At 67.5% G+C, this 24960-nt stretch carries 28 protein-coding genes; 13 read left to right on the top strand and 15 right to left on the bottom strand.

Features of this window, described 5'->3' with window-relative positions; genetic code table 11:
• Positions 1–21 precede the first annotated feature (21 nt).
• Positions 22–411, top strand: coding sequence for a hypothetical protein (locus tag WDJ57_RS00750; protein WP_338902984.1), 390 nt, complete (start codon positions 22–24; stop codon positions 409–411).
• On the opposite strand, the gene WDJ57_RS00745 is transcribed toward WDJ57_RS00750, so the two are convergent.
• Positions 405–542 (bottom strand): hypothetical protein, encoded by a 138-nt coding sequence (locus WDJ57_RS00745; protein ID WP_338902983.1) that lies wholly within the window; start codon positions 540–542, stop codon positions 405–407. The two genes, WDJ57_RS00750 and WDJ57_RS00745, sit on opposite strands and share 7 nt — an antisense overlap.
• Positions 543–643: 101 nt before the next feature.
• Here WDJ57_RS00745 and WDJ57_RS00740 point away from each other — a divergent pair, with 101 nt between their 5' ends.
• On the top strand, positions 644–1114 hold the full coding sequence (locus tag WDJ57_RS00740) for a DUF5797 family protein (protein ID WP_338902982.1): 471 nt from the start codon (positions 644–646) through the stop codon (positions 1112–1114).
• Here the strand turns inward: WDJ57_RS00740 and WDJ57_RS00735 are convergent, their stop codons facing one another.
• Positions 1115–2164 carry a DUF5787 family protein gene (locus WDJ57_RS00735; protein WP_338902981.1) on the bottom strand — a complete coding sequence of 350 codons (1050 nt, stop codon included), beginning with the start codon at positions 2162–2164 and terminating at the stop codon, positions 1115–1117.
• Between the two features lie 78 nt (positions 2165–2242).
• Here WDJ57_RS00735 and WDJ57_RS00730 point away from each other — a divergent pair, with 78 nt between their 5' ends.
• From WDJ57_RS00730 to WDJ57_RS00720, 3 genes are read left to right on the top strand one after another with little or no spacing between them, the layout of a single operon-like run.
• Positions 2243–2956: a nucleotide exchange factor GrpE gene (locus WDJ57_RS00730; RefSeq protein WP_338902980.1), complete on the top strand. Its 714-nt coding sequence runs from the start codon at positions 2243–2245 to the stop codon at positions 2954–2956.
• A 48-nt stretch (positions 2957–3004) separates the two neighbouring features.
• Positions 3005–4309, top strand: coding sequence for a hypothetical protein (locus WDJ57_RS00725; protein ID WP_338902979.1), 1305 nt, complete (start codon positions 3005–3007; stop codon positions 4307–4309).
• A 27-nt stretch (positions 4310–4336) separates the two neighbouring features.
• Complete coding sequence (locus WDJ57_RS00720) at positions 4337–4720, top strand: DCC1-like thiol-disulfide oxidoreductase family protein (protein WP_338902978.1); 384 nt, start codon at positions 4337–4339, stop codon at positions 4718–4720.
• A gap of 3 nt (positions 4721–4723) precedes the next feature.
• Here WDJ57_RS00720 and WDJ57_RS00715 read toward each other — a convergent pair whose 3' ends face one another.
• A complete protein-coding gene (locus WDJ57_RS00715; RefSeq protein WP_338902976.1) occupies positions 4724–5194 on the bottom strand; it encodes an NUDIX domain-containing protein in 471 nt (156 codons plus the stop codon).
• Between the two features lie 215 nt (positions 5195–5409).
• Here WDJ57_RS00715 and dnaK point away from each other — a divergent pair, with 215 nt between their 5' ends.
• Positions 5410–7323 (top strand): molecular chaperone DnaK, encoded by a 1914-nt coding sequence (gene dnaK / locus WDJ57_RS00710; RefSeq protein WP_338902975.1) that lies wholly within the window; start codon positions 5410–5412, stop codon positions 7321–7323.
• Between the two features lie 76 nt (positions 7324–7399).
• Here the strand turns inward: dnaK and WDJ57_RS00705 are convergent, their stop codons facing one another.
• Both WDJ57_RS00705 and WDJ57_RS00700 read right to left on the bottom strand, forming a co-directional pair.
• Positions 7400–8194, bottom strand: coding sequence for an HpcH/HpaI aldolase family protein (locus WDJ57_RS00705; protein ID WP_338902974.1), 795 nt, complete (start codon positions 8192–8194; stop codon positions 7400–7402).
• Between the two features lie 71 nt (positions 8195–8265).
• Positions 8266–10002 (bottom strand): Rieske (2Fe-2S) protein, encoded by a 1737-nt coding sequence (locus WDJ57_RS00700; protein ID WP_338902973.1) that lies wholly within the window; start codon positions 10000–10002, stop codon positions 8266–8268.
• A 129-nt stretch (positions 10003–10131) separates the two neighbouring features.
• On the opposite strand from WDJ57_RS00700, the gene dnaJ reads away from it, so the two are divergent.
• A complete protein-coding gene (gene dnaJ, locus WDJ57_RS00695) occupies positions 10132–11286 on the top strand; it encodes a molecular chaperone DnaJ (RefSeq protein ID WP_338902972.1) in 1155 nt (384 codons plus the stop codon).
• A gap of 15 nt (positions 11287–11301) precedes the next feature.
• Here the strand turns inward: dnaJ and WDJ57_RS00690 are convergent, their stop codons facing one another.
• Both WDJ57_RS00690 and WDJ57_RS00685 read right to left on the bottom strand, forming a co-directional pair.
• Positions 11302–11613, bottom strand: coding sequence for a MazG nucleotide pyrophosphohydrolase domain-containing protein (locus WDJ57_RS00690; protein ID WP_338902971.1), 312 nt, complete (start codon positions 11611–11613; stop codon positions 11302–11304).
• A 48-nt stretch (positions 11614–11661) separates the two neighbouring features.
• Complete coding sequence (locus WDJ57_RS00685) at positions 11662–12045, bottom strand: hypothetical protein (protein WP_338902970.1); 384 nt, start codon at positions 12043–12045, stop codon at positions 11662–11664.
• A 110-nt stretch (positions 12046–12155) separates the two neighbouring features.
• Here WDJ57_RS00685 and WDJ57_RS00680 point away from each other — a divergent pair, with 110 nt between their 5' ends.
• The gene (locus WDJ57_RS00680) at positions 12156–12914 is read left to right on the top strand and encodes a hypothetical protein (protein ID WP_338902969.1); all 759 of its coding nucleotides are present in this window, start codon (positions 12156–12158) and stop codon (positions 12912–12914) included.
• Here WDJ57_RS00680 and WDJ57_RS00675 read toward each other — a convergent pair.
• The 4 genes from WDJ57_RS00675 to WDJ57_RS00660 form a co-directional block, all read right to left on the bottom strand.
• Positions 12911–13102 (bottom strand): DUF7333 family protein, encoded by a 192-nt coding sequence (locus WDJ57_RS00675; RefSeq protein WP_338902968.1) that lies wholly within the window; start codon positions 13100–13102, stop codon positions 12911–12913. The genes WDJ57_RS00680 and WDJ57_RS00675 overlap by 4 nt on opposite strands.
• A gap of 62 nt (positions 13103–13164) precedes the next feature.
• Positions 13165–13920 (bottom strand): hypothetical protein, encoded by a 756-nt coding sequence (locus tag WDJ57_RS00670; RefSeq protein ID WP_338902967.1) that lies wholly within the window; start codon positions 13918–13920, stop codon positions 13165–13167.
• A 55-nt stretch (positions 13921–13975) separates the two neighbouring features.
• Complete coding sequence (locus WDJ57_RS00665) at positions 13976–14812, bottom strand: aldo/keto reductase (RefSeq protein ID WP_380630231.1); 837 nt, start codon at positions 14810–14812, stop codon at positions 13976–13978.
• 59 nt (positions 14813–14871) lie between these two features.
• Complete coding sequence (locus WDJ57_RS00660) at positions 14872–16101, bottom strand: digeranylgeranylglycerophospholipid reductase (RefSeq protein ID WP_338902966.1); 1230 nt, start codon at positions 16099–16101, stop codon at positions 14872–14874.
• A gap of 124 nt (positions 16102–16225) precedes the next feature.
• Between WDJ57_RS00660 and WDJ57_RS00655 the strand changes: the two genes are divergently transcribed.
• Together WDJ57_RS00655 and WDJ57_RS00650 are read left to right on the top strand one after the other, a co-directional pair.
• Positions 16226–17281 carry a hypothetical protein gene (locus WDJ57_RS00655; protein ID WP_338902964.1) on the top strand — a complete coding sequence of 352 codons (1056 nt, stop codon included), beginning with the start codon at positions 16226–16228 and terminating at the stop codon, positions 17279–17281.
• Between the two features lie 46 nt (positions 17282–17327).
• Positions 17328–17480, top strand: coding sequence for a hypothetical protein (locus WDJ57_RS00650; protein ID WP_338902962.1), 153 nt, complete (start codon positions 17328–17330; stop codon positions 17478–17480).
• On the opposite strand, the gene WDJ57_RS00645 is transcribed toward WDJ57_RS00650, so the two are convergent.
• A complete protein-coding gene (locus tag WDJ57_RS00645; protein ID WP_338902961.1) occupies positions 17481–17825 on the bottom strand; it encodes a DUF5658 family protein in 345 nt (114 codons plus the stop codon).
• 130 nt (positions 17826–17955) lie between these two features.
• Between WDJ57_RS00645 and WDJ57_RS00640 the strand changes: the two genes are divergently transcribed.
• Positions 17956–19230 (top strand): heptaprenylglyceryl phosphate synthase, encoded by a 1275-nt coding sequence (locus tag WDJ57_RS00640; RefSeq protein ID WP_338902960.1) that lies wholly within the window; start codon positions 17956–17958, stop codon positions 19228–19230.
• A gap of 84 nt (positions 19231–19314) precedes the next feature.
• On the opposite strand, the gene WDJ57_RS00635 is transcribed toward WDJ57_RS00640, so the two are convergent.
• On the bottom strand, positions 19315–20685 hold the full coding sequence (locus WDJ57_RS00635) for a cryptochrome/photolyase family protein (protein ID WP_338902958.1): 1371 nt from the start codon (positions 20683–20685) through the stop codon (positions 19315–19317).
• Positions 20686–20913: 228 nt separating this feature from the next.
• On the opposite strand from WDJ57_RS00635, the gene WDJ57_RS00630 reads away from it, so the two are divergent.
• Positions 20914–21447 carry a hypothetical protein gene (locus WDJ57_RS00630; RefSeq protein ID WP_338902956.1) on the top strand — a complete coding sequence of 178 codons (534 nt, stop codon included), beginning with the start codon at positions 20914–20916 and terminating at the stop codon, positions 21445–21447.
• A gap of 43 nt (positions 21448–21490) precedes the next feature.
• On the opposite strand, the gene WDJ57_RS00625 is transcribed toward WDJ57_RS00630, so the two are convergent.
• Complete coding sequence (locus WDJ57_RS00625; protein WP_338902955.1) at positions 21491–22354, bottom strand: 2-oxoacid:ferredoxin oxidoreductase subunit beta; 864 nt, start codon at positions 22352–22354, stop codon at positions 21491–21493.
• Positions 22351–24114, bottom strand: a complete 1764-nt coding sequence (locus WDJ57_RS00620) for a 2-oxoacid:acceptor oxidoreductase subunit alpha (RefSeq protein ID WP_338902954.1) — start codon at positions 24112–24114, stop codon at positions 22351–22353. The genes WDJ57_RS00625 and WDJ57_RS00620 overlap by 4 nt, the downstream gene beginning before the upstream one ends.
• A gap of 117 nt (positions 24115–24231) precedes the next feature.
• Here WDJ57_RS00620 and WDJ57_RS00615 point away from each other — a divergent pair, with 117 nt between their 5' ends.
• A complete protein-coding gene (locus tag WDJ57_RS00615; RefSeq protein WP_338902953.1) occupies positions 24232–24867 on the top strand; it encodes an FAD-dependent oxidoreductase in 636 nt (211 codons plus the stop codon).
• The last annotated feature ends 93 nt before the right edge of the window (positions 24868–24960 follow it).

Here is a 24960-nt window from a genome sequence, read left to right as displayed (position 1 = left end):
TTGCAGTCCTACGGTCAGCCAATGAGTTACTCGCTGTCGGAGACGGAACTCGTCGAGTTGTTCACCGGACGGGTCGTCGAGAGCCTCGCCGTCAAGCAGGACTTCGGGACCGCCACGGTGGGGTGCCGGGCCTGCACCGAGGACGGGACGCTTCGCTCCGGCGACCGCGTGACGGTCGCGCTGACCTGTTACGAGGACCACTCCTGGGAGATGGAGGGCGTCTACTGCGAGGACCACGCGGTCGACTCGGTGGCCGATACCATGGGCATCCGGGCGGAGAACCAGGCCGTCGTCGCGGCGACGCTCGAAGCCGCCGGCTACCACCCGCCGAAGGGGAACTTCGAACCGGACGCGCTGACGCTCGGCGCTGTCGAGATACTGGACTACAGCCCGACCGCTGACGGTTACTGACCGGGCGACTCGTCCTCCCGCGGCGGTTCTGCTTCGTCTTGCCGCCGGAGTTCCTCGACCATTTCGCGCTCGTACTGGCGCTTCTCGACCGTCTGGGCCTTCTTAACGCGACTGGCTCTGGTGTCTGCCATGTGGTACCGAATGGCTCGGAAGGATATAACTGTACGTTCCGCTGGCGCGCCCTGCCGGACTCCGGAACGCCATTGTACCCCCTCTCCCGTACCATGCACCAATGACCCTCTCGGAGCAGGCACAGGACCGCCTCGCGGACATCGTCGAACTCCAGCCGACGAAAAACGCCGACCTCCAGGAGCGGTGGGACATGGACAGCGGCAGCGAGGTCCACTCGTACCTCGAATCCGAACTCAAGGCGTACTACTACCGCAACGAGGACAGTCTCATCTGTGCGACCCCGGAGGCCGAGGCCGTCGTCGCCGGCGAGGACCCGGACTTCACGGAACGGACTGTCGACGTCGGCGACCTCGAAGCCGCGGCGCTGGACGTACTTCCCGGCCCCGACGACGACCCACAGAGCGTCGTCGCGACGCTGCACGCGCTGCGCGAGGCGGGACTGGACCCCGAAGTCGACGAGGTCCGCTCGGCGCTGCACGGGCTCGTCGACAAGGGTGCCGTCGAGCGCATCCGGACCACGGTCCCCACTTTCCGCCTGGCGCTGGACCGCGAGAACCTGGTCGTCAGCTAGTCACTTCTCGTCCGCCCTCGGTCGGTGCCGCTGTCGCTGGTCGGCGAGCAGTTCCTTGATGCCGCTTCCCGGACCGCCGTCTATCGGCCAGCCGCGCTGTCGCCAGGCCGGCGGTTCGGGCTCGAAGTCGGCGCAGGAGCCGGCACACTCCGTCTGTGTCTGGTGACACTCCTTCGCCGCGCAGTACGGCCGCGCGACGCTCGCGGCAGGCTGGAGTTCGAAGTGCCGGCAGTCCGGCCGCATCGAGTCCAGATAGGCCCGCCAGCCCCGCTCGTAGGCGCGCTCGGCGATTTCCAGTCGCTTGTCGGCCTTCCACGCGGGGTCGGCGTACTCGAACCGGGCGGCGGAGGCGTCGCGGCCGCTGCCCGACGGGCGCTCGACGATTCGAGTGCCGGGGTCGTCGACCGCGAGTGTCCGCGGCTGCCAGGTCGCTGCGACCGCCTCGGCCCCGCGCTCGCCGGGGTCGACCGCGAGAATCCCCGCCTCGACGGGAATGCCCTCGAAGAGGGCTGGCGTGACCGGCCCGCCGGTCGCCTCGGTCGCGACCCACACCTCGTCGGCCAGCGCGAGCGCGACGTCGCGCTCGACCTGCGGCGTGAGCGCGCGGGCGGCGCTTTTGTCGAGGTCCGGCTTGTTCTCGATGGCGACGATTCGCTCGACCCAGTCGGGGTAGGGCCACTTCCGCCGGAGTTCGATTCGGTTGCCCGCCGTGCGCGTCTCGACGACGCCGCGGTCGGCGGCGCGGTGGACGGCCTCGCGGACGTACCGCCACGGGTAGCCGGGGTCCGGGAGGGCGTCGCGGTACCACGCCCACGCTTCGGGCGCGTTGCGCACGACGTGTAGCAGGTCCGAATCGAGTCGGCGCTGCCCGAAGCGCGCGCGGGCGGCAAGGCCTTCCGGGTCGCACTCCAGAACGACGGTGTCCCAGCGGCGCCCTCTGGTTCCCAGTTGCCGTGCGACCACGACCGGTCGCTCCCGGGTGGCTCCCGGCGGCCAGTGGTGCTCGGCCCACTGGCAGACCTGCAGTTCGAAACTGAACTCCGAGTCCACGGCGGGTGTCGACCCCGGGCGGGCAAGAAGCTACCGCCTTTCTCAACCCTTTTATCCGCGAGACGCCATCCATCGCGTATGACCGAGCAGGACGCGACGGACCCGCAGGCAGCGTCGGACGGCGACGGCGAGGCCGCCGCCGACGACCAGCAGGCGACCGATGCGGACCTCGACGACATCGCCGAGGAACCCGCCGGCGACGCCGACGAACTGCTTGACGACATCGCGGCAGCGGACGAGGATGTCGACGAGTCGCTCGTCGAGCGCGTCGCGGACTCGGACCCGGCGGAGATAGCCGCCGAACTCGCCGCTCTCCGCGAGCGCGTCGAGACGATGGAGGAGAGCCTGGCCGAGCGCGAGGACGAGGTGTCGGACCTCGAATCCCGCCTGAAGCGCAAGCAGGCGGAGTTCCAGAACTACAAGAAACGACAGAAAAAGCGCATGGAGGAGGAGAAACAGCGCGCCACCGAGGACCTCGTCGCGCGCCTCGTGGACGTCCGCGACAACCTCCAGCGAGCGCTCGACCAGGAGGAGGGCGCGGACATCCGCGGCGGCGTCGAGTCCACCCTGCGGCAGTTCGACGACGAACTCGACAGGGAGAACGTCGAGCGCATCGAACCGGAACCGGGCGACGACGTCGACCCACAGCGTCACGAGGCGCTGGCGACGGTCCCCTCCGAACAGCCCGCCGACACCGTCGCGCAGGTCCACCGGCCGGGCTACGAGATGGCGGGGAAGGTCATCCGCACCGCGCAGGTGGCCGTCAGCGACGGCTCGAAGGCCGACGAGTAGCCCCCTCAGGGTGAAGGATTTTTGTCACGGGGTGAGTAGGCTCGGCGTATGGTCCCCCGAACCCGCGCTCTCCTCCTCACAGCCGTTGCACTCGCGCTCGTCGCTCCCGCGGCAGCAGCGCCGCCGCCCGAACCGGTCTGTGACGCCTGTGGCGACACCTTCGAGAGACACGCCGAGTACCACGGCGTCGACGTCACCGTCGACCGCAGCACCGCGACGGTGACCGTCGCCGAGAACGGGACGGCGACGTGGGTCGTCCGCAACGACCTCGCACCCTCCCCGGCCGTCGACCGCCTCCGGAGCAACGCCACGCTACTGACCGAGGCGACGCGGACCGCGTTGCGGAACGCCGACTTCGTGGCTGCGAACGTCTCGGCCGATGGCGTGCTGACTATGACGTTCCGCCGGCCGGACTTCGCGGAGCGGGGGGTCGGCGGAACGCTCCGCTCGGGCGAATTCACCCGCAGTTTCGGCTACCGAAACCTCGACGGCCTCGGTGCCGACCGGCTGGTCGTCGTCGCGCCCGAGGGGACCCGCGTCGCCGCGAGCGTGCCTGGCAGCACTGTCTCGGACGACGGGGTCCGCATGACGCTCACAGACTTCGACCGGGGTGGCTTCGTGACGTTCGTTCCGGAGAGCGCGACGCTGGGATTCCTCTTGAGCTGGCTCTCCATCGCCGCCGTCGTCGGGCCGGTGGTGGTCCAGAACGCGCTCCTCGGCGTCGCTCTCCCCGCCGCCGTCGTCGCGGTACTGGTCGTCGGTGCCGGCCGCCTGTTGCCCGAACTCGACGGCGTCCTCGGCGCGATTCGCGCCCGGCCCGGGCGGTCGCTGCTTCTCGCTGGCGTCGCCGGCGTTGGGCTCTCGTTCGCGGGACGGGTCCTCTCCGTCTTCGGGACGGGCCTCCCTGTCCTGTTCGGCGTGAGCGTCACCGCGGTCGGCCTCGGAGCCGTTCTCGTCGGTACCGGACCGGTTCGCTGGACGTACGGCCGGGCGCTCGCTGTCGCGGTGCTCGGAGCCGCAGTCGCCGCCGTCGCCGTCGCCGCCGGGTCCGTCCTGTTCTACGGACGCGTGCCCTGGTTCGGTCTCGGCCCGCGGCTCGCGTTGCTCACGGCCGTCTTCGCCTTTCTCCCCGCCGGCTTCGCGCTCCGCCGGGGGCAGCGGCGACTCGGCGTCGCGACGGCAGCCGCTGGTGTCGTGCTGGCGCTCGGGGCCACGACGCCGCTGGTGGACACGTACCAGGTCTTCGGGCTGGGATTTAGGGTCGTGCTCGCGCTCGGCGACGCGCTCTGGCTGGCGGCTCTCGGCGTCCCGTTGCTGGTCGTCGGGGCGGCCCTCGCCGGGAGCGGAACCTAAACGGGCCTGGCGGTCACAGCGGGGGACATGAGCGACTCGACGCTCGTCTACGACGACGACTGTGGCTTTTGCACGTGGTGGGCCTACCGCATCGCGGACCGCTCGGAGGTCGACCTGGTCGGCTTCTCCGAACTGACCGACGACCTGCGCGAGCGACTGCCCGACGACTACGAGGACTGTGCTCACCTCGTCACCGACGACGAGGTGTACTCCTGTGGGGAGTCCATCGAGGAGGCGTTCCTGCACTCGGGTGTCGGCGGCGACGTCCGCCCGGTCGTGGAGTTCCTGCGGCAGTTCGACGAGTACGGCGGCCTCCGCGAGCGCGCGTACCGGCTGGTCGCCGACAACCGCGACACGCTCGGTCACGTGGTCTCGGTGGACCCGCCGGCGCGGTCGGGCGGGTCGGACTGACTGCTACCTGGTCCCCGGCAGGTCGTACGCGTCGAAGTACCGGTGGACCATCTCGTGGTGGCGCTCGTCGGGTTCGGCGACGAACTCGTAGTCCGTGTGCTGGTCGTCGAGCGAGATGGACGGCTCCCCGTCGGTCGGCCACACGCGGAAGACGACGTTGACGGTGTGCCGTGAGACGTCCTCACCGAGCGCGCTCCGGTCCCAGAAGTGTTCCTCGACGCCCAGCGTCTCCGCGACGGTCACGTCGACGCCGAGTTCGTCTCGGGCGACCCGCCGTGCGGCCGCCTCCAGCCTCTCACCCTTGTAGAGGCGACTCCCCGGCCAGAACCACTCGTCTTTCACCGGCTCGTTGGCTCGCCTGGCCACGAGCACGCCGCCGTCGTGGACCAGGACCACCTCGACGCAGACCTGCGGCATCGTGTCGTGGAAGGCGGTGAACAGCTCCTCGTCGATGTAGTCGTCGACGACGTCCATACCACTGCTCGGGCCGGGTCGCATTTAGAGGCACCTACCGCCAGCCGAGCGCTCTGTGGCCGGCCGAGAAGCGGTCGATTTGCGGTCAACTTATATGATGTGGTCAGAGCCCTCGCAGGCCCGGAAAACCACCGGCAGTGGCCGGGACACCGTCGACGGACACTCAGTTCATCTAGCAACTTTTAACCGGCGCAGACGGGTATAGACGGACAAGAATGGCGAGTAACAAGATTCTTGGAATCGACCTCGGGACCACGAACAGCGCGTTCGCGGTCATGGAGGGTGGCGACCCGGAAATCATCGTCAACGGAGAGGGTGACCGGACGACACCTTCGGCGGTCGCCTTCAGCGACGGCGAGCAACTGGTCGGCAAGCCCGCGAAGAACCAGGCCGTCCAGAACCCCGAGAACACCGTCGAGTCCATCAAGCGCCACATGGGCGAGGACGACTACACGGTCGCACTCGACGGCGAGGAGTACACGCCCGAGCAGGTCTCGGCGATGATTCTCCAGAAGATAAAACGCGACGCCGAGGACTACCTCGGTGACGACGTCGAGAAGGCGGTCATCACGGTGCCGGCGTACTTTTCAGACCGGCAGCGCCAGGCGACCAAGGACGCCGGTGAAATCGCCGGCTTCGAGGTCGAGCGCATCATCAACGAGCCGACGGCCGCGGCGATGGCATACGGCCTCGACGACGAGTCCGACCAGACCGTCCTCGTCTACGACCTGGGCGGGGGCACCTTCGACGTCTCCATCCTCGAACTCGGCGGCGGCGTCTACGAGGTGGTCGCGACCAACGGTGACAACGAACTGGGCGGCGACGACTGGGACCACGCCATCATCGACTACCTGGCCGACGACTTCGAGGACGAGTACGGCATCGACCTCCGCGAGGACCGCCAGGCCCTCCAGCGCCTGACAGAGGCCGCCGAGGAGGCGAAAATCGAGCTCTCGAACCGCAAGGAGTCCAACGTCACGCTCCCGTTCATCGCCTCCGACGAGGACGGCCCGAAGGACCTCGAAGCCTCCATCACCCGCGCGAAGTTCGAGTCGCTGACCAGCGACCTCGTCGAGCGGACCGTCGGCCCGACCGAGCAGGCACTGGAAGACGCCGGCTACTCGAAGTCGGACATCGACGAGGTCATCCTCGTCGGCGGGTCGACGCGCATGCCGATGGTCCAGGAGAAGGTCGACGAACTGACCGGCCAGGAGCCCAAGAAGAACGTCAACCCGGACGAAGCAGTCGCGCTGGGTGCGGCCATCCAGGGCGGTGTCCTCTCGGGTGACGTCGACGACATCGTGCTCGTCGACGTGACGCCGCTGTCGCTCGGCGTCGAGGTCAAGGGCGGCCTGTTCGAGCGCCTCATCGAGAAGAACACGACCATCCCGACCGAGGAGTCGAAGATATTCACGACCGCCCAGGACAACCAGACGCAGGTCCAGATTCGCGTCTTCCAGGGCGAGCGCGAACTGGCCGAGCAGAACGAACTCCTCGGCGAGTTCGCCCTGACGGGCATTCCGCCGTCACCCGCCGGCGTCCCGCAGATCGAGGTCACGTTCGAACTCGACGAGAACGGCATCGTGAACGTCTCTGCCGAGGACAAGGGCTCGGGCAACAAGGAGAACATCACCATCGAGGGCGGTGCCGGCCTCTCCGACGAGCAGATAGACCAGATGAAAGAGGAGGCCGAGGAACACGCCGAGGAAGACGAGAAGCGCCGCAAGCGCATCGAGGCCCGCAACGAGGCCGAGTCCACGGTCCAGCGCGCGAACACGCTGCTCGACGAGAACGAGGAGCAGGTCGACGACGACCTCCGCGAGCAGATCGAGGACGCCATCTCCGAGGTCGAGGAAGTGCTGGAAGACGAGGACGCCGACCGCGAGGAGATAGAGGCCGCCACAGAGTACCTCGCCGAGGAACTCCAGGAGATCGGCAAGCAGGTCTATCAGCAGCAGGCCGCCGAAGGGGCTGCCGGTGCCGGCGCAGCGGGCGCTGGTGCCGCCGGCGCTGGTCCCGGCGCGGGCGCAGGTCCGGGTGCCGGCGCAGCGGGTGCCGGTGCAGGCGGTGCCGACGAGGAGTACGTCGACGCCGACTTCGAGGACGTGGACGAAGACGACGACGAATAAGCCACCTGGACTTCTCCGCCGACGACTTTCTCTCTCGTATTTTCACGGCCGATAGCCACCTAGCGCCGAGCGTGCGTCAGTCCCGCTCGTGTTCGTAGTCGTCCAGCCAGTCGTTCACGGCCGTCTGCAGCGCGCCGGTGGTGCTCCCGAGGTGGAGCATCTGGTACCCGTCCTCGACCTTCTGGTTGACGTCGTCCATCCCGAATCCGAGACCACCGACAGGGACGCCGGCGTCGACGGCCGCGGAGCGGACCGTCTCGACGGCCTCCTCTACGTCGGGGTGGTCCAGTTCGCCGGGGTGGCCCAGGGAGACGGACAGGTCCAGCGGTCCGATGAAGACGAACCCGAGGTCGGGTACCGCCAGGATTTCCTCGATGTTCTCGACGGCTTCCCGGGTCTCGACGGTGGTCCCGACCATCGTCTCCCGGTCCTCCCGCTCGACGTAGTCTTCGCGCAGCCCCCAGCGGCGGGCCCGCGGCGCAGCGAGGCCACGGTCGCCAGGGTCCCCGTCGTAGGTGAACCGGGCGGACCTGACGGCTTCCTCGACCTCCTCGGCTGTTTCGACGCGGGGCAGGAACAGCGTCCGGACGCCGACGTCCAGCGCCTTCCGAACCAGCGTCGGGTCCGTGTCGGGCAGGCGGACCAGCAGCTCGGTCCCGGTGCGCTCGGCGGCACGGAGCAGGTCCTCGATCGTCGGCGCGTCCCACGGGTCGGGGCCGCCGTGTTCGAAGTCGAGCCAGACGAAATCCAGTCCCATCTCGCCACAGACCTCGACGAGCGTCGGACTGTACGTCGAATCGAGGACGCCCAGGGCGACCTCACCCGATTCCATCTGCTCTCTGAGTCCGTTCTGCTGTTGTTGATTCGCCATGTGCTAACGTTCATCACTATCGTCAATAAAACCCGACTGGTGACACATGACAGTCACCGCGGCGGCGGGACTCAGTCATCCTCGTGAATCGCCTCGCCGCGGTGGAGGCGACTGGCGATGCTGAACGTCTGCTCGCTGGCCCGACGGGTCGGGAAGTGCGCCGCCATGTACCGCGCGGTGGCAATCAGGGGGAGCCGCCGCGCCGCCTCGCTGTCGGCACGTTCGAACCGCCGGACCGCCGCCTCGACGTTCTGGAGCGTGTGGAACTGGGGGTCCTCCCGGAGGAGCACTTTCCCGAGCGTCTGAATCAGGTCGGGCGAGTCGCCACCGGCGGCGAAGTGCTCGGCAACGAGCGCGCCCGCCTCGTCGACGCGGCCCTGTTCGTCGAAGCTGTCCAGCAACTCGGTCCGGATGCGTTCGGGGCTGCGGTCGGACCCGTCGGGGTCCGGAATCGGCGCAGCGGGCTGGTTCAGGAAGCGGTCGAGGTAGACGCTCATCGCCCCGTCGAGTGCGGGCCTGTACGCCTCGATTGCGTCGGTCCGGCGGGCGAGTTCGTGGCCGGCGTTGGCGTACGTGAAGGTGTGGTGGACGGTGTTCCAGTCGCGGAACTCGTTGCTGGTGCCGAAGTGGGCGACGCGCCGCGTGGCTGCGCGGGCGACGGCGTCGGTGAGTTGTTCGGCGCTCGCGCCGTCGCGGATGCCCCCCTCGACGGCGTCCATGATTGTCTCGGGGTCGTCACCGAGCAGCGTGTCCACGAAGCCGTCGGGTCGCGCCCAGGTCTCGCCCTCGCCGGCCGCGACGAGGTCGTTCAGCGAGTCGTGGGCGTCGAAGACGAGCGCGGCGACGTCGACGGGTTGGCGCCACTCCGAGCGCTCCTCCGCGCGGGCGGCGTCGGTGAACTGCTCGACTGTCGACGCGAGGACGTCCGGGACCTTCTCCCAGCCGACGTGGTCCAGCGTCTCGCAGGCCTTGTTCACGAAGTCCAGCGTGTGGCTGGCGTTGAGGTAGAGGTGGTCCGTCGCCGCGGCGAGCAGAATCTCCACGACGTCCTCGGGCGGGAGGGCGGCGACGGCAGTCCGGAGCGTGCGCTCTGCGCCGTCGCTGTCGCGGACGTCGCAGTTCTCGCGGAACCAGGACTTCAGGCGCTCTTTCGTGACTTCCTCGTTCGCCAGTGCGTACTGGTCGAAGCGGGGCGGTTCACCGGCGCAGTTGTCGGCCACTTCGCTCACGCCGACGTACATCGCCCGGCGCTTCTCGTCGTGTGCGAGGTGGTCGTAGAGGTTCGCCATCGTCCCGAGCGTGGTCAGCCCCCGGCCCCATCCCGACGCTCGGTAGGTCGTGCCGAAGTCGAGTGCGGTCGAGAGCGGCGTGGCGAAGCCTTCGCCGAGGTCGTCGAGGTTGATGACGGCCTTCGCGGTGACCAGCGAGAGGTTCTCGGCCATGCCGTCGACGAGGCGGTTGCGCCAGTGGGTCTCCGGGGCGACGTCCCGCGGCGGGTCTGGGTCGACGTAGACCGTGCCGTCCTCGACCTCTGTCGGGTAGGTCTGAACGTCGTCCGCGAAGATGTCGAACGTGTCGCCACAGGCCAACTCGAAGCGCGCGTGGTGCCAGTGGCAGGTGAGGATGCCGTCCTCGACGGTGCCGTCGGAGAGCGGGAAGCCCATGTGGGGGCAGCGGTTGTCGACGGCGTACACCTCCCCTTCGTGGTGAAAGAGGGCGATGCTGTGGTCGGCGGGCGAGACGACGAGTCGCCCCACCTCGCGGAGGTCGGCGAGGTCGGCGACGGGGACTGTGTCAGCGGATGCCATGACACCGTCTTGGGGCCTGGGTCAGGAAAAGGTTCGCTGGAGACGATTCCTGTTGGATATCGGAAGTGAAATCGTGGCTTCCCAAGACGGACTTTTCAAGTAGTCCTATCGATTACAACGGGACAACTGATGACTGAGGACTTCTACGACATACTCGGTGTCTCGCGGGACGCCTCCGACGAGGAGATACAGCAGGCGTACCGGGAGGCCGTCCGGGAGTACCATCCGGACGTCAGCGACGACCCGGACGCCGAGGAGAAGTTCAAGAAGGCCAAGACGGCCAAGGAGGTCCTGACCGACGACGAGAAGCGCCGGATGTACGACCAGATGGGCCACGAGCAGTTCGTCGAGGCCGAGAAGCGCGGTGCCACCGACAGCGGCCGCGGCGGTGCCGGCGGCATGGGTGGCATGGGCGGCATGGGCGGCGGTGGCCCCTTCGGCGACATGCAGGACATCTTCGACCAGTTCTTCGGCGGCGGTGGCGGCGGGGGGCGCAACCGCCCGCGGCAGGGCCAGGACCTCAAGACGAGCCTCGAAATCGACCTCGAAGAGGCCTACCACGGCGTCGAGAAGCAGATGGACGTGCGCCGCCCAGAACAGTGCAGCGACTGCGACGGCCGCGGCCACCCGCCGGGGACCGACTCACAGACCTGCCCAGAGTGCAACGGGCAGGGACAGACCACGACGGTCCAGCAGACGCCCTTCGGCCGGATGCAGTCCCGGCAGACCTGCCGGCGCTGTGAGGGCGAGGGAACCATTTACGAGGAGACCTGTTCGACCTGCGGCGGAAACGGCGTCGTCCGCGCAGACGCGACGCTGACCGTCGAGGTTCCGGCGGGTATCCGCGACGGCCAGACGCTGCGGATGGACGGCGAGGGCGCGCCCGGCGAGCGCGGCGCGCGCAACGGCGACCTGCTGGTGGAGATTTCGGTCGCGGACCACCCCGACTTCGAGCGGGAGGGCGACGACCTCTACACGAACGCACCCATCTCCTTCCCCCAGGCCGTCTTCGGCGACACCATCCAGATAGACACGCTCGACGGCACGGTCGAACTGGAGATTCCAGACGGCACCCAGAGCGGCGAGCAGTTCCGCCTGCGAAAGAAGGGGATGCCGCGACTCCAGCGCCGGGGGCAGGGCAACCTCTACGTCCAGGTCCAGGTCGTCACGCCGGAGTCGCTGAACGCCGACCAGAAGGAGGCGCTGGAACAGTTCGCCGAGGCCGGCGGTGAGGAAATCGAGGTCGAACAGGGCTTCTTCGACAAGATTCGCGACTCGCTGTAGCGGGCCACGCGCCCCTCACTCACCGCTCGCAGCGGTGTCGCGCTCGGCGAGGCGGTCCTCGTACTTCTCGATTGCCGTCTCCAGTGCCCCCTCCGCATCGGTGTCCGTCGCATCGGCCAGCGCGAGCAGTGCAAAGAGCGTGTCGCCCAGTTCGTCCGCTGCGATGTCGACCGCCTCCGGGTTCGAGCCGTAGTCCGTCGACTCGTTGACTTCCTTGGCGAGTTCACCGAGTTCCGAGGCCGCGTCGAGGAGGCGGTAGGCCGGCGGTGCGTCCAGGTCGTGCGTGGCGACGAACTCTGCCACGCGCTCTTGATGAGCGGAGACCATGTCGACGGCAGCGTCCGCTGTCCTCAAGAGCGTTGTGCCTTCCGGCACTCAGGAGACGGCCGAGAGGGCCGCCATTGGGCCGAGAAACCCGACGAGAAAGGCCAGGATGCTCGCGAGAAACGGGGAGACGTTGAGGACGTCGACGCCGGCCACGAAGGAGCCGACGTAGGCCACGACGACGGCCGAGGAGACCCAGAGCGTCGCGAAGACGCAGTTCCACCGGCTCTCGAAATCCGGGCCGTACCCGTCGAAGGCACTGGGGACGCCGACTGCGACGGCCAAGAGCAACAGGAAGACCGACTGGTCGCCGGCTAACTGGCTGTGGAAGGCGTACGCGGCCGGCAGTGCGACGGCAATGGCCGTGGCTATCGTGACGTTTCGCGTGCTCGTCACTCGCTGGCGGAGTGTCGAACTGGGTTCGGTGGAGGGCATCGACCGGGAGTTCGCCCAGGGACAATATAAAAGCGGGAGCGGAGTTGCTGACTGCGCAACCACGACACGGCGGACGACGCGCTTTTCGTGATTCGGGCCGAGCCCCCGGTATGGACACGCTGGCCGATGTCGTCGCGGCGGGCCGCGACCGGGAGGGACCCGTCGTGGACGCCCCCGACCGCACCGCTGACTACACGTACGCCGAGTTCTCGACGAACGCCTGGAAGGCTGGCAACCTGCTGCGTCACTACGGAGTCCGGCCGGGCGCGACTCTGTCGGTCGTCGTCGGCCCGAAGGAACCGGGTCCGGACGACGAACCGGGATGGCTCGGCTCCGCCGCCGACCCGCTCGTTGCGCTGCTGGGCGGGGCCTGCCTCGGTGCCGTCGTGGACCTGACGCCAGAGCAGCCAGTCGGGGGCCGAGCTATTGTCCTGCCGGACGCCTGGCTGGACCGCTACGAGGTCGAACCGGGCTGTTCCCGCCTCGCCTACGGCGGCCCGCCGGAGGTATCGGGGGTCGCACACTTCGAACGGGAACTCTGGAGCGAGAACCCCATCGCACCCCCGGGCGAACTCGCAGCCGAAGACCCACTGCTGCGCGTCGACGGACGTGAGTACACCCACGGCGAGATGCTGGCCGCGGCGCAGGCGGTCGTCGACCAACAGGGACTGACAGCAGCGGACCGCGTGGCTATCGACGCGCCGCTGACGACGCCCGGGGCGGTCGCGGCCGGCGTCGTCGCACCGCTCGCTGTGGGTGCGACGATTCTGCTCAGAACTGGCGCGACCGCGCCGGAGGACGTGGTGTACGTCGTCGGAGACGCGTCGACGTGGGGCGACCGCGCGGTCGACCCGGCGACCGTCCCCTAGTGGCCGGCGCGGTATTCGCCGTGTTTGACGCCGAGCGCGAACGCGATGGCCGCGAAGACCAGCATCGACGGCGCGACCATCATCAGGACGGTCGACGCTTGCATCATGCCACTGCCGATGAGCCCACCGATGCCGAGAACGACGACGAGCAGGAGGATACCTCCCGCCCGGAGGAAGTCGAACTTCATACCCTCTCTGGGGGCTGAACGCGCAAAAACGTTCAGAAAGCGGCCATCGTCCGCGTCGCGGTCTACTCCGGCGTCGGGCGCACGAAGTCCGCGAGCGTGACGACGAGACCGAGCAGCCACCCCAGCGGGACGGAGATGCCGAACCACATCAGGACGTAGGAGAACCCTTCGAGGTCGAAGTTCCGAATCAGGTACGTCTTCACGTCGTCGATGGCGGCGGGACCGTTCGCGAGCAGCCAGTCCTGGAGCGAGTCGCTCCCCGAGAGGATGACCGAGCCGACGGCCTCGGAGTACAGCCCCGCCACGACCGGCGGGAGGAAGATGGCCGTCATCGCGAACGGGTAGGCGAACAGGACCGTCGTCACGCGGCCGCCCAGCCGCCAGGCACCGAAGGACAGCGCCGCCGAGAGGATACCGACGACGCTGGCCGCCGCGATGGCGGTGACGCCGCCGGCGTCGAACGCGCCCGAGAACTGGAACTTCGCGAGCAGTGCGAGCGCCCCCCAGAGGACGACGAACAGGCCGACGACGCCGGCGAAGCCGATGCTGACGGCGGTCGTGTTCAGCCGGCGGGTCTGGAAGCGGACGAAGTAGCCAAAGAGGACGAAGGGGTAAATGAGCGCGACGATGGGCGTCCCGAGCGTCGACCAGGCCCGATAGAAGACGAGGCTCGCGCCGCCGTCGGGTTCCCACTTGCCGAGGACGGTCCCCTCGGCGCTGCGCTGGCGCGGATATATGAACTCCATCCAGGTCTCGTGCATTCGCTTGAGGTCGAACTGCACGGCCTCGACGACCCCCTGTTCGGTCCCGGCAGACATATCCCCCCGTTCACGGCCATTCCGGTTTATGCTTTCGTCTCCGGGGTGTCCGTCCTCACGCCCAGGACGGCGGCGCGAAGTCCGGGTTGATCTGCCGGTCGGACCGTTCGATTTCGTCTATCTGTGCCACCTCGTCGTCGCTCAGCTCCAGCGCCAGGCTCTCCCAGTTGTCGCTGATGTGATCCGCGCCGGTCGCCTTCGGGATGGCGGTGACGCCCTTCTCGCGGAGCCACGCCAGGCTGACCTGCGCCTCGCTGACGCCGTGCGCGTCCGCAATCTCCCCCAGCGTCGGGTTGCCGAACACCTCGCCGCGGGCCAGCGGCGAGTACGCGACCAGATTCACGTCGTGGGCCTCGCCGTAGGCGCGGAGTTCCTCCTGGGGGAGGAACGGGTGCATCTCGACCTGGTTGGCGAAGACGGGTGCGTCCAGCAGTTCCCGTGCCTCGTCTATGTGGTCCGGCTCGAAGTTCGAAACGCCGACGTTGCGAATCGTGCCGTCGTCGTAGAGTTCGTCGAACGCCCGCAGCGTCTCCTCGGCGTCGTACGTCCGGGAGGGCCAGTGGACGTACAGCAGGTCGAGGTAGTCGGTCCCGAGTTCCTCCAGGCTGCGCGCCGTCGATTCGAGCACGTCGTCGTAGGAGAGTCGGCTTATCCAGACCTTCGTCGCCAGGAAGACGTCCTCGCGGTCCACCTCGGCCGCCGCGATGCCGTCGCCGACTGCCTCCTCGTTCTTGTAGGCCTGGGCGGTGTCGACGTGCCGGTAGCCCATCTCCAGCGCGGTCCGGACCGACTCGGCGCACTGGTCGTGGTCCTCGTTTTGCCACGTTCCGAGCCCGAGCATCGGCATTTCATCTGCGTGCGGGACGCTGTCGGGAGAGAGGTTCTGAGACATACGGGCGGACTTCGACCGGGACGCCAAAGTGTGTTGTGACCTGCGAAAACGGGCCCCGGTCAGATGCCGAGTTTCTGGCGGGCGTACTTCGCGATCAGCGGCACGTCCGAGAGGTGGATGAGTTTGCGCCAGGAGAGCACGTCGCCGCCGTTGATGTCCGAGAGCGTGTCGAAGTCCAGGCTCCGCAGGTCCGCCATCAACTGGTCGTAGCGCTCGTTCGGGGCGAGGTAGAGCAGTTCCGTCATCGTCAGGCGCTCGCGCATCTTGGGGGCCACCTCGCTGTGCCAGAGTTCGTCGTAAATCTGCATCTGCTCGGCCGACGTGTCGGGGCTCTGTGTCAGCGCCCGGTCCGCCGTCACGGCCGCGGCGCGGGCGGACTTCATGCCCTTGTGGATACCTTCGCCCCACAGCGGGTCGATGGTCGGCACCGTGTCGCCGATGGCCATGAACCCGTCCGTGCTCAACTGCCCCGGGGGCTGGATGTGCGCGGAGCCGCGGTGCTGTTTGCCTTCCAGTTGCGTCGCGCTCTCGAAGCGCGGGTCCGTCTCAAGCCAGTAGTCCAGGTAGTCGTCGATACCCATCCCGTCTCTGGCGTGCTCGCGGTGGGACTCGTTCTGGATGTAGCAAAGGCCCACCTTCGCCGTGTCCCCGCCAGTGTGGAAAATCCAGGAGTAGCCGCCGGGCGCGAGGTCGTGGTCGAGCCGAAGCATCATCGTGTCGGTCAGGTCCGCGTAGCCGTCGGCGTCGAGGTCGACGCCCTCGAACTCGTACTCGACGCCGATGGCCTGGCGCTCGCGTTCGAGGTCGCTGACACCGAGTTCTTTCGCCAGCGGCGCGGCCGGCCCCGTCGCGTCCACGACGATGTCCGCGTAGACCTCCTCGTCGCCGTTGTAGCGGACGCCGACTGCCTCGCCGTCCTCGACGATGGGTGCGGTCGCGCGGGTGTCGAAGCGGTACTGCGCGCCGCGCTCGCGGCTGTCCGCGACCAGGAATCGCTTGAAGTCGGCGAACTCCAGCACTGCACCGGGCTGTGCGCGGTCGAAGTGGTTGTTCGGCGACTCCAGGACCACTTCGTCGGTGAAGTGCATCACCACGTCGTCGGGGACGCCGAAGGAGGCCATCATCGACGGGAAGGTCCCGCCGGTCGATTTGTTACTCTGACGTGGGAAGTCGGCTTCGGGCTCGGTCTCCAGTACGAGCACGTCGTAGTCTCGCCCGGCCAGGTCGCGGGCGCACTGTGCCCCCGCGGGGCCTGCCCCGGCGATTACCACGTCAAAGCGGTCGGTCATACGTGCAGGTACAGTCTGTGCGTAATCAACCTTGCTGAATCGAGTGGCCCCGTCGCCGCCAGCCGCCGCCAACCGGCAGTCTAAAGCCCCCGCCACTACCACGCTCGGGATAACTCCGTAGACAATGCTCAGGACAGGTGCAGCCAGTCTCGCCACGCGGGAGGCCCTCCCCACGTCGCTCCGGGCCGTGCTCGGTTACTACGCCGACACCGGCGTCTTCGACTACCGCAGCCTCCGCCTGCAGCGCCGCGTGGAAGACACGAGCGCCGCCCTGGTCGACGAGGCTTTCGCCGCCGTCGAGTCCGCCATCGCCGCGGAGTTCGACCGCGAGTTCGTCAACTTCTCCTACGACACGAAACTCGTTCTCCCGGCCGAACTGACGCTGGGCTACCTCTACCGCCACGGCGGGGACGACCGGCACGCAGAAGCGGTCACCCGTCTCGTCATCGAGGCCCTCGTCGACGGCGACATGCGCGACGCCATCAACGACGACGAGTTCGAGGATTTCGAGGTGGACTTCGCCGTGGACAACGGGGACATCCGCCGAGTGGCGGAAGTCGCCCAGGAAACCCTCCAGAAGCGCGTCGAGGACCGCTTCGCGGAGTACCCCGACGCGGTCCGCGAGGCCTACGACTGGGCCGTCGACATCTCCGAGGCCCACCAGGACGAGGACGAACACTTCCGGGCCCTGATGGAGCGGGCCGAGGAGCGCGGCGATGACCCGGCGCGCGCCGACATCCGCGAGGAGTACAAGTTCGCGGACTTCGCGGACCCGCCGGCCGTCTTCGACGCGGGCGAACTCGACCTCCCCTACCTGAAGACCCAGTACGACCGTGTCGGCGTCATCTACGACGGGATGATAGAGATGTACCGCGAGGCCGGACTCGCCATCGAGGACGCCTTCAAGAAGTCCATCGTCCTGTCTATCATCGGTGCGCAGGTCTGGCTCGACGACGTGGACGACTACCGCGCGGACATGCGCGAGGGACAACTGACCCCGGTGACGGCGGAGTACCTCCTCGCGGAGACCGACCGTGCAGCCGCAGATGCCGTCGTGGGCATCTCCGAGCAGTACCTCGACCTGGCGAAAGAGCACGCGGCCGCCGTGGACTCGACGCTGACCGGCATCGCCGCCGAGTACATCTACCGGTCCGGGTCGCCCGAGGTTCTGCCGCGGTAACTCCGCCGGCGATAGTGACTTGAGACTCCCAGGGGTAGTTTCATCTATGGCCCTCCGTGACCACATCGAGGAACTCGAACCGACCACGCTCATCCTCGTCGGCTTCGTCCTGTTCGTCTTCCCGGAGCCTGCGACCTCCACGCTCGGCGTCGGACTGATGCTGCTCGGTGGCGCCTGGTGGCTGTGGGCCTGGCGCTGACTACAGCGCGGCCAGCGTGAGCGCGTTGGCCCCGACGACGAGTAGCGAGACGATCGCGAACCCGGCGAGCACCGCGCTGGCCCGCTCGTCGTCCAGCACAGTCCACAGCAGGACGACCACCACCAGGGCGCTGAACTTCAGGAGGCCGATGCCGGGCGTACCGTAGGTCTCCATGAAGGCTCGCGCGACCCGGTTGCCCTCGTCGAGTCCGCGCCCGAGGCCGACGATAGTCGTCACGATGTCGAACACGGACGCGAGGATGACCACCGTCCAGAGGACGGCGTCGGACTCTGAGAGCGGGCGAATCGGCCGCCAGACCAGCGGGCGGTCGCTGTCTGCGGGCATCCCCTGACACTGACAGCGCACAGTGTTTAACACCGTCGGCCAGACAGCGAAGGAACGGTATTGCCGCACGATAACACACCGCGCGATAAGTGGATACGCTTTTTAAATCTCCCCGGAGAGTGTGCCAGTAATGCCGGGGCTCGCAGACATCGTTCAGACGGTCGACTCGCTCGGAGCGGCCATCTCTATCGGCGGTCGAACGCTCCTCTCGCTGGATACCAATCCCGTGCCGGCGAGGTGGGACCACATCACGAAGGTCGACCCCGAGGAGGAGAAACAACTGCCGCTGGCCTACCCGCTCTATCTCTCACACACCAGCGCTGTCTCCGTCGGCGGCTCCCGGGACGTGACCGAACAGAACACCGCGGAGACGTTCGACATCCTCGACGGCCTGGACGTCCCCGCCTTCCACGAACCGAGCGAGGCCACCCACGTCACCGAGGAGATACGCGACCGCGCCGAGTTCATGGCTGTCCCGGAGGTCCTCAACGGGGACAGCGAGTCGCTGGTCGGCACGCTCGGCAAGGGCGTCGAGCACGTGAAAGAGGACGTCGCGCCGGGGCTCATCGCCGAGAAACTCCCGCTCCCGCTGGGCAGCACTATCGAGGGCCGTCTCTCCGATTTCGCCGCCTCGTGGATGCTCCACGAGGCCGTCTTCGAGGCCTACATCATCATGAACGTCGACAGCGCGGCCGCCCGCGAGGCCAACGTCACGGCCGAGGACCTGCTGACCCCCCGCGAGGCCAAACAGCACGCGATGGCCGCCGAGACCCACCTGGAGAGCGAGGTCATCTATCTGGAGTACTCCGGCACCTTCGGCGGCGAGGAGGCAGTCGACATTCTGGAGGAGGTGACCGACGGCGTCTCGTGGTCGCGCGTCTGGTACGGCGGCGGGCTGGACAACCGCGAAAACGCACAGTCCGTTCTCGACGCCGGCGCGGACGCGGTCATCGTCGGCAACGTCTTCCACGACGTGGCCGAGGAGGAGGCCGACCTCGCAGCGCAGGCCGCGGAACAACTGGATTCGGACGCCGGCCGCGACGACATCCGGGAGTGGGTCGAGGACACCGTCGACGTCGTCGAGACCAGCGCCGCCAGGTACCTCTCGACTATCGTCGACGTCCCGGACTACGAGGACCGGGCGGCCCGCTATCTGGCAGCCGGCATCGAGATGTACCTCCAGTTGCAGGCGCTGGCTTCCGGGGTCACCGACGCCGACGCGGCCACGCTCCGCAGCACAGTCGCGAACAATCCCGTTCCCGGCGAGTCCGTCTTCGCCGACGTACTCGACCAGGACGTCGCGACCGACGTGGCCGAGTCCATCACGCTCGCACTGCTCGCCGAATACTTCGACGTCGACCTCGCCGACAGCATCGCCGCCCACCACGTCGCCGCGGAACTGTAAATTCGGTCTGCCGTCCTTTCTTTCGGCCCAATCCTGCGAACGACACTGGCCCGCCTGCTCCCGCTACCAGCGAGCAGCCGGTAGTCACCGTTTGCCGAGCGCTTCTTCGAAGACGTCCTGTGCACGGTCGTAGGCCGCGTTGCGGTCGACGATGGGATGGCAGTACTCCGGTGCCAGTCGCTCGCGGCCGGCGTCTGAGAGCGTCGGCCAGTCGACGATGCGGTCGGGGTCGACGCCCCGTAACTCCGGGACGTACTCCTGCACGTAGGTCGCGTCTGCGTCGTACTTGCGCATCTGGGCGACGGGGTCGAAGATGCGGACGGCCACGCTGTCGGTCCCGGTGGAGGCTATCCACTGCCAGTTCCCGTAGTTGTTGGCAGGGTCGTGGTCGACCAGTTGCTTCGCGAAGTACCGCGCCCCTTCGCGCCAGTCGACCAGCAGGTGCTTCGTCAGGAACGAAGCGACGTTCTGGCGCGGGCGGTTGTGGACGTATCCCTCCTGGTTCAACTGCCGCATCCCCGCATCGACGAGCGGATAGCCCGTCTCGCCGCGCCTCCAGGCCGCGAAGTGGTCCGCGTCGTTCACCCAGGCGATTGGCTTCGGGAACGACTTGTAGTTCGTCGTCAGGAGGTCGGGATTGTGGAACAGGAGGAGGTAGTTCGCCTCGCGCCAGGAGAGTTCGTAGCGGAACTTCTGGACGTTCTTCCGGGCGCTTCCCGAGACGGCGTCGTGGCGCTCGGTGGCGTCGGCCCAGACCTCGCGGATGCCAAGCATCCCCGCGGCGATGTACGGCGAGAGCCGCGAGACTGCACCGACCGGACGTTCGACAGCAGCCCGCATGTCGTCGCGGGTGTCGCTGTACGTCTCGATGCCCACGTCCAGGAAGCGGTCGTAGCGCTCGCGTGCCGCTCGGTAGCCCGCCGACGGTAGTTCGATGTCGGCCTCGATGCGCGGTGCAGTCGTCTCGTCGGAGACGTCAACGAGGGACTCCCGGTCGGGAATCTCGAACGGGGCGGCTTTCGGCTGGTCCTGCCAGTCGTCGTAGAAGCGGCCGTGGTTCTCGTACTGGGGCGCCAATTTGCCGGGGTCGACCAGTACTGCGTCCGTCACTGCCTCCGTCGGGACGGCCGCGTCGACACGGCGCTCGCGGTTCCGTCGGGCCGGTCGGTAGAGGCGATTGTAGTAGACTCCGTCGGCGCCGTACTCCGCCACGACGTTCGGGAGTACCTCCTCGGGCGCCCCGGCGCGGACGAGGAGGTCACCGCCGAGGTCACGGTAGCCCCGCTTCAGGTCGCGAACCCCCGCCATGAAGAACGCGCGCTGGCGCTTGCCGATCTGCTTCAGCATCTCGCGCTCGACGACGTAGACCGGGAGGACGCTCCCCTCCCGCGCAGCGAGGGCGAGCCCCCGATTGTCGGGGATACGGAGGTCGCAGCGGTGCCAGAAGACGTGCATACCTCCGCTTTGGGACCCGACGTACAAGTCGTGGATGCCAATTCTGTTGTGTGTCGTCGGTGAAACGCCAGGAAAAACAATTGAGTTGACACGAGCCGCGGAGAACAGCAGGTGTCGCTCGTTCCAGTTCGTACGTCGTCGGGAAGATATTTCGCCGCAGGCGTTCGGGCAGTGAATCGTAATCGAGCAGAAATATTTTTCAAACAGACATGAGTACCAGTCGCCTGAATGGCTGCCAAACAGTCACAAGACGAAAGCGTTCTCGAACCGCACATCCCGCCCGAGGAGAACTTGCAGGCCTCGGCGACGGGACGGGGGCAGATTACGGCCGTGACAGACCGGCGAGTGCTGTCGGTGTCGGAAGCGGCGAGCGGGACGGAACAGCAGCGGGAGGTCGAGAGCGTCCTGCTAACGTCCGATACCGTGGTCGGCACGCGGTACGGCCGCACCGACAGCGAGAACCGGGCGACGCTCCGGCGACTCGTCGGCATCGCGCTGGCAATCCTGGGTGCGCTCCTCTTTTTCGGTGGCCTGCAGGTGCGGGGCGACGCCCAGGGCCTGCTGGTGCTCCTGGGACTCGTCGTCGCCGGCATCGGCGTCTACCTGTACATGAGTGCGGAGGACACGATGGAAGGCGACGTGTCCATCACCGTCCGGCGAGCGGGGGAGATACCGGACCGGACGTGGACGTTCCCGCGAGGTCACACGGAGGTCCCGCAGGCCATCTCCGAACAGGTTGCGAAAATCCACAGTCCGGACTAGTGCGGCCGACCGCCGGGAGAAGTGAGTCGAGAGATGGAGCGGTTCAGTAGAACTCGCGGACGAGGTCCATGGCGTCGTCGGGCGCGCCGTCGGGAATCTCCGACATGTTCTGGTCGACGCCCTCGCGCTCCTCGAAGGGGACGGAGTCGTCGTCCTGGTAGATGACGCCCATGTACTCCTTGTCGCCCTCCAGAATCTTCCGCTTGGCCGCTTCCCTGTCGTGGGGGTCGTGGTCCTCCTCCCCCAGGTCGACGATGGTGTCGCGGAAGTAGTCGTAGGTGTCCACGTCGTTGAACGTCACGCAGGGCGAGTAGGTGTTGACGAAGCCGAAGCCGTCGTGTTCGATGGCCTGCTTGACGATTTCCGTGTGGCGCTGGCTGTCGGAACTGAAGGACTGCGCGATGAACGTCGCGCCGGCCGCCAGCGCGAGCGCGAGCGGGTTCACCGGCGGCATGTTAGTGCCGTCGGGGCTGGTCGAGGTCTCGAAGTCCTCACGTGAGGTCGGCGAGGCCTGGCCCTTCGTCAGGCCGTAGATGCGGTTGTCCATGACGACGTAGGACATGTCGACGTTCCGGCGGACCGCGTGGATGAAGTGGCCCGACCCGATGGAGTAGCCGTCGCCGTCGCCGCCGGCGACCATCACTTCGAGGTCGGGGTTGGCCAGTTTCACGCCCGTGCCCACGGGTAGCGCGCGGCCGTGGACGCCGTGGAGCGCGTAGCTGTGCATGTAAGTCCCGATCTTCCCGGAACAGCCGATGCCGGCGACCACGAACGTGTTGTCGGGGTCGTTGCCCGTCTCGGCGAGGGCCTTCATCATACCGTTCATGGTCCCGAAGTCGCCGCAGCCGGGACACCAGGTGGGTTGCTTGTCGGACTTGAAGTCGACGAATCTGACGTCTGAGCTCATTGTGCTGCCTCCTGTGGTTCCGCAATCGCGTCCTCGATGTCCTCTGCGAGTTCGTCGGCCTTGAATCGCACGCCGGTGTACTTGTTGATGCGGTTGACCCGTTCGAGCACGTCGTGTTCGATGAGGTCCGCGAACTGCCCGGTCGCGTTACACTCGACGACGATGGTCGTCTCGGCTGCCTCGATGGCATCCGAGAGGTCCGGCCGCGGGTGGAGGTACGGAACCGAGAGCAGGCGGATGTCGATGCCCTCCTCCTCGAGGATGTCCATGCCCTCGCGGATGGCTCCCTCGTTGGACCCCCAGGAGATGACGAGCGTGTCCGCGTCGGGTTCGCCGAACTCCCGCGGACTCCAGTCCTCCTGCTCCCGCGCGGTCTGGACCTTGCGCTCGCGCTTGTCGACCTGCTCGACGCGAATCTCCTGGTCCTCCGTCCGGCGACCGAGCGCGTCGTGCTCCAGGCCGGTCGTCATGTGTGCGCCGTCCTCGGTGCCGGGGAAGGCACGCGGGCTGACGCCGTCGGCGGTCGGGAAGTGCGGCTGGAAGCGGCCCTGTTCGTCCAGCCAGGTGTCGATGTCCTCCTCGTCGACGACCTTCCCGCGGTCGATTTCGACCGCGTCCATGTCGAACGTCGACGGCTCGAAGGTCTGTTCGGTCACCGACAGCGCGAGGTCGGAGACGAGGAACACGGGCGTCGAGTACTTCTCGGCGAGGTTGAACGCCTCGATGGCCTTCCAGAAGCACTGGGAGACGGTGGTCGGCGCGACGACGAAGCGCGGGACTTCACCGTGGCCGCCGTACAGGGCCATGTTGAGGTCGCCCTGTTCCTGCTTGGTCGGCATCCCGGTCGAGGGACCCGAGCGCTGGACGTCGGTGATGACCAGCGGCGTCTCGGACTGGGCGACCAGCCCGAACGTCTCGGTCATCAGGTCGATGCCGGCCCCGGACGTGGCGGTCATCGAGCGTGCGCCCGCCCGCGCCGCGCCGAGTGCCATGTTGATGGCGGAGAGTTCGTCCTCGGCCTGGACGACCTTCCCGCCGTAGTCGTCGATGCGGCCGATGAGATACTCCATGATGGAGGTGGCCGGCGTGATGGGGTAGCCAGCGTAGAAGCGACAGCCGGCGGCGAGCGCGCCCATCCCGAGCGCCTCGTTCCCGTTGAGGAGGACGTAGTCGTTGTCGGTCGTTTCCAGGTCGTAGTCGAAGTCGTAGTCGTACTCCTCCTCGACGTACTCCTGGCCGAGCCGAGCGGCCTCCTTGTTGTTCTCGACGATGGCCGACCCCTTGTCCTTGAACCGCTTGGTCAGGGACTCGTCGAGGTTCTCGATGGGGAAGTCGGCCACGGCGCAGGCCGCACCCAGCGCGACGACGTTGGCCATGATGGCTCCGCCGGCGTCCTCGGCGAGCCCTTTCAGGGGCACGTCGAGCCCGATCATCCCCTCCGGAATTTCGAGGTCCTGCATCGTCGTCCGGTCGCCATCGTAGATGATGACGCTGCCCTCGTGCAACTCGTCCATGTTCTCGTCGATAGTCCGCTCGGTCAGCGCGATGAGAACGTCCAGCCGGTCCACGACGCTCTCGACGCGGTCGACGGACGTTCGTACTTTGTAGGCGGTGTACCCACCCCGGATTCGTGACGCGAAATCCTTCGAGGTGAGAACGTGTCGTCCCGCCCGCGATAGCGCCTGAGCGAAGATCTTTCCTGTAGAGGCAATCCCATCGCCGGCTTCGCCGCCGATGGCCCAGTTCAGGTCGTCGGGCATGCTATTTCACCGCTACCCCTGGCTGGAGGTTAAGCCTTCTGCATGGCAATTGCATACATTTTCGCCGCCCCGTCGCGGACCGAAACCACCTTTTCGTGCCTCCCTAGAAGGTTTGTCATGGACCGGACACACGTCACTGTCGCGGCCGTCCACGACGTCGGCCCCGACGCGATCGCTGTCGAACTCGAAACCCCCGAGGGCTTCGACGCCTGGCCCGGCCAGTTCGTCAAACTCGTCGTCACCGTCGACGGCGAGGAACAGCCCCGGTTCTACACTATCTCCTCGCCCGACGTCGCCGGCACGTTCGAGTTGACCATCGGCATCGACCCCGAGGGCGAGGTCTCGCCGCGCCTTCGCGCCATCGACGCTGGCGACGAACTGGTCGTGTCCGGCCCCTACGGCGACGCCTACTACGAGGAGGAAGGACACGTGCTCGTCCTCGCCGGCGGTCCCGGCATCGGCCCGGCCGTCGGTATCGCCGAGCGCGCCCTCGACGACGGCGGCGAGGCGGCCATCGTCTACCGGGACGACGCCCCAATCCACGAGGACCGTCTCGCTGAACTCGGTGCCCGCGGTGCCAGCATCGAGATTCTCACCCCCGCCGACACGCTGGAGGCGGCCGTCGCCGACGCGCTGACCGACGACACCCAGGTGTTCGTCTACGGATTCGCGGACTTCCTCGACGACGCCACCACTGCCATCGAAGCGGCCGGTGGCGACCCCGAAGTCGCGAAAATCGAGAACTTCGGCTAGCCACCACCTTTTTCCCGCTCGGGTGGCGGGCGCGGCTTCGCCGCGCACCGCACCGCTCGCGGCAAAAACGTGGGCGAAAAAGGCTGCTCGCGG

The sequence above is a fragment of the Salinibaculum sp. SYNS191 genome (assembly GCF_037338445.1).
Lineage (GTDB): Archaea > Halobacteriota > Halobacteria > Halobacteriales > Haloarculaceae > Salinibaculum > Salinibaculum marinum.
This window is presented reverse-complemented; position numbering and strand designations above follow the sequence as displayed.